The organism is Bacillus sp. JJ1521 (assembly GCF_036965165.1).
In the GTDB taxonomy this organism is placed as follows: Bacteria; Bacillota; Bacilli; order Bacillales; family Bacillaceae_L; genus Ferdinandcohnia.
Map to the genome: position 1 here is coordinate 1 of NZ_JBALOX010000278.1, position 3,396 is coordinate 3,396.

Genomic DNA, 3,396 nt, shown 5'->3' on the forward strand with positions numbered 1-3,396 from the left:
TTATTCTACCATTTTCATTTATATTCCTTCTTTAACAAACCTGCCCCGTAAGTTCAATTAATTCAACAAAAAGGTGCATTAATCCTTCTTGGATCAACGCACCCTTCTCATTTTATAAGGTTAACCACAAACCAATATGAATAATTAATGTAAATAATGATTCAGAAGACTATTGATTGAGTGATTTATTTCATTTATGTTAGGATTTTCTACTTTCGTATCGTTAATGCTATAGTTTCTTTTTAGTTGAATAATTCTTTCTATACTTTCATTTAATCTTTGTTCGGAGATTTCCCCATTTTGAACCGCAGTTTTTAAAGAGGAGATAATCTTTACAACATTATTATAGTCATGCCCTACTAAAATAATATCGCTCCCTGCCTTTACTGATTCTACCGATGCTTTACCAATATCAAAATGTTCTGTTATGGCTCCCATTGTCATATCGTCCGTTATGATGACTCCTGTAAAACCAAGTTGTTTTCTAAGAAGATCCGTCATGACAGCTTTTGACATGGTCCCTGGATTCGTTTTATCTAATTGAGGCAATAAGATATGAGCGACCATCACAACTTCTGCACCTTGATTAATCGCACGTTCAAACGGTATTAACTCTAGTTCTTTAAGTTCCTTAAGGCTTTTATTTACAATTGGAAGGTCCAGATGGGAATCAACCGATGTATCTCCGTGACCAGGAAAATGCTTAATTGTCGTGATAACTTTCTGAGACTGTATCCCTTTCATCGTTTGAACCCCAAGTTTACTTACTATTTCCGCATTGTTCCCAAATGATCGATCCCCGATTACTGGGTTATTCGGATTGCTGTTAATATCGAGAACAGGTGCAAAATCGAGATTTAAACCAAATTCTTTTAATTCTTGCCCTAAAAGTGTTCCGACTTTAAAAGAAAAATCAGGATTGTTTACTTGTCCAATCTGTTTATTTGGAGGAAAGTTAACAAGTCCACCCGGCAATCTTGTCACACGTCCGCCCTCTTGGTCAACACCTAGTAAAAGCGGTAGACTCGAACTATTTCCAGCTTTCAGTTGATTCACAAGTTGAATGACTTGTGTAGGGGTTTCAAAATTATATTTGTAAAAAATAATTCCTCCTACATGGAATTGGCTAATTAACTTATTTGCATTTGCGTCCATTGAAGTCCCGGAAACCCCAGCAAGAATCATCTGGCCAATTTTATCTTCTAAGCTCATTTTAGAAATCACCGCTGAAACGGATTGATTTCCTTGTTGATTCGGTTTTTCAACTTGTGGTTGTTGATTTGGTCTCTTTTCAATCTGTGTAAAGAGTGAGATATGGTCAACCTTAGGATTTGGCTCCTGCTCTGTTTTTACTGGTAAAACCCATAATAAATCAGTAGATGCCGTTGCATGATAGACAAGTATCATTTGGTCCACAGTTGAATCTTTATAGTATCGAATGGCATCGGGTTGTCCACCTGTTTTTTCAATTTCATTTAATGTTATATTTTGTAGTTCGGAATCGTAAGATCGTATATCATTAACAGTTTGGTCGGCATAGCCGATTGTAGCATGGTGACTTTCATATTCCTCATACCTACCTTTAACAGTTTCCGAAATACGGTCTGATTTTCCCCACTTTTCATTTACTTCCGTCCAGTCTGTTTTACCTGAAACAAAGGAAATGTTCGGAACCTTACCTACCTTAGATAAAGAAAACGTTTCCTCTACTAATTTCTCAAGATTTGAATTCTGTTCATTCTCCGAATCCACTGTATTTTTACCGGAAGGTTTAGTATCGGATGGATTAGTTATAGATGGGCTTTCTTTAACTGGCGTTTGTTCGCTATCATTTTCTTTGATTGCATAATAAACTCCAATGATTAAGGCAAACATTAAAAGTAGGATTGTAAAAATACGGAGCTTATTTCGAGAAGCCCTTTTTCTTCTCATTTTCCAATTCCCCTTTCTATCTTTTTGACACTCATTCAAAATCACGGTTATAGCCACTAATAGCCAAATATTACCTACCTCTAATCATCGCTGTTCGATGTGCCATTCGTGATTGTCGAAAACAGAAAACAACAGTTGAAATCATTCCTCGTAATAAGAGATTACGTGAGTTTTATGATAAAAAACATGAAGAAGGAAAGCCATATAAAGTAGCTATATTGCATCTGCGAATAAGCTCTTACACTGGATTTATGCACTTTTAAAAAGTAATTCAACTTTCCAAGATATATTATTTTGTTAGTTCAGGAAAATCACATTGTAGTTTGAGCTATCAGCTAATTCATTTGATAAAAATCATTTTCTACTTCAATATACTGTTTGGTATATTGATTAAATTGTTTTATAATCTCTCCCATGTCTTGACTGCGTTTATTAATATCATTAATCAGTCCGTTAAGGTCTTTCTTTTAAGGATAGATTGACCTAATGTAGAATCAGCAAAAGCTGACACTGACTCTGAAGAAAATGATAACATTTCAAGTGAATTCCCTATATTAGAGTCATTTTCTATCACTGCTTTCTTTTCATCATTACCAACCATTCCTGTTATTAGTACAATCATGACCGTTAAAAGAGTGGAAAGCACAATTTTTCCTCTGGTGTTTAACCTCCTGTGCCTATGCACTTTATTGTCCTCCCTTTCTTGGCTTATATATTTCTACAAATAGAATTATTTATCGATAAATTCCGATTAAAGGTTTAGTGATATCAACCTGTTGTCATCGGGTGGCTTCTTTTCTTAAGTGCTCCTTCGTTAATCGATAAAACTAGGATGCCTGCTCACGCAAATTTGGTTGAGACGCCGACTTGTATTCTTTCTTTTGCCACCTTACAAACAGATTATTCGCCACAAGGGAAAGGATGATTAACACCGTTCCTAGAATATCAAACATCGTGACATCATAGCCTTGATAAATCGAAACTAAAAGTGTCGTAACGGGAACAAAGTTAATAAATAAAAGAGCATTGATTGGTGATAAAATGCTGACACCCACGTTCCAACCGAGCAGCGCAATCAGACCAGGAAAGATAATCATAAATAGTAAATGCGGACCTGTGGTCATGATTACTTCTTCAGTTGGGATAGATACATATCCAACTAGTGTCGCTCCTGCCACTACCACAGCTGCTGTAACCGTTCCAAGCAAACAGCTTAATGTGGAATACCGTAAAACGGACCAACCACTGAACTCGCTTCCTCCCATCGTGTAAATAACCCATCCTACAACTGCAAGGAAGATAAGAATAGATGGAATCAAGTTATCCGTTGCACTTAGAAATGATTGAATATCCCCTTTTGTAATAACTAATACCGCACCAATTAAAGACACGATTACACATGTTTATGTAAATGAATGAGGACGCTTTTTAAAAAACATCCAGACAATCACAATCGAAATCATC

The 3,396-nt window shown here is 36.0% G+C and carries 4 protein-coding genes and 1 pseudogene; 1 reads left to right on the forward strand and 4 read right to left on the reverse strand.

Annotation, left to right across the window (positions count from 1 at the left end):
* Nucleotides 1-144: 144 nt before the first annotated feature.
* Complete coding sequence (gene nagZ / locus V7147_RS24745) at nucleotides 145-1,932, reverse strand: beta-N-acetylhexosaminidase (RefSeq protein WP_335370453.1); 1,788 nt, start codon at nucleotides 1,930-1,932, stop codon at nucleotides 145-147.
* An 80-nt stretch (nucleotides 1,933-2,012) separates the two neighbouring features.
* Between nagZ and V7147_RS24750 the strand changes: the two are divergent.
* A pseudogene (locus V7147_RS24750) lies at nucleotides 2,013-2,233 on the forward strand (IS110 family transposase); the annotation flags it as partial.
* Nucleotides 2,234-2,267: 34 nt separating this feature from the next.
* Here the strand turns inward: V7147_RS24750 and V7147_RS25345 are convergent.
* From V7147_RS25345 to V7147_RS24760, 3 genes are all read right to left on the reverse strand, one after another.
* On the reverse strand, nucleotides 2,268-2,348 hold the full coding sequence (locus V7147_RS25345; protein WP_438824655.1) for a hypothetical protein: 81 nt from the start codon (nucleotides 2,346-2,348) through the stop codon (nucleotides 2,268-2,270).
* 29 nt (nucleotides 2,349-2,377) lie between these two features.
* The gene (locus V7147_RS24755) at nucleotides 2,378-2,617 is read right to left on the reverse strand and encodes a hypothetical protein (RefSeq protein WP_335370454.1); all 240 of its coding nucleotides are present in this window, start codon (nucleotides 2,615-2,617) and stop codon (nucleotides 2,378-2,380) included.
* 142 nt (nucleotides 2,618-2,759) lie between these two features.
* A complete protein-coding gene (locus V7147_RS24760) occupies nucleotides 2,760-3,323 on the reverse strand; it encodes an EamA family transporter (protein WP_335370455.1) in 564 nt (187 codons plus the stop codon).
* Between the last annotated feature and the right edge of the window lie 73 nt (nucleotides 3,324-3,396).

Bases quoted from the DNA above. Each gene is read 5' to 3' on its own strand.
- V7147_RS25345 (WP_438824655.1), bottom strand. From the start codon at position 2,348: ATGGGAGAGATTATAAAACAATTTAATCAATATACCAAACAGTATATT.
- nagZ (WP_335370453.1), bottom strand. From the start codon at position 1,932: ATGAGAAGAAAAAGGGCTTCTCGAAATAAGCTCCGTATTTTTACAATC.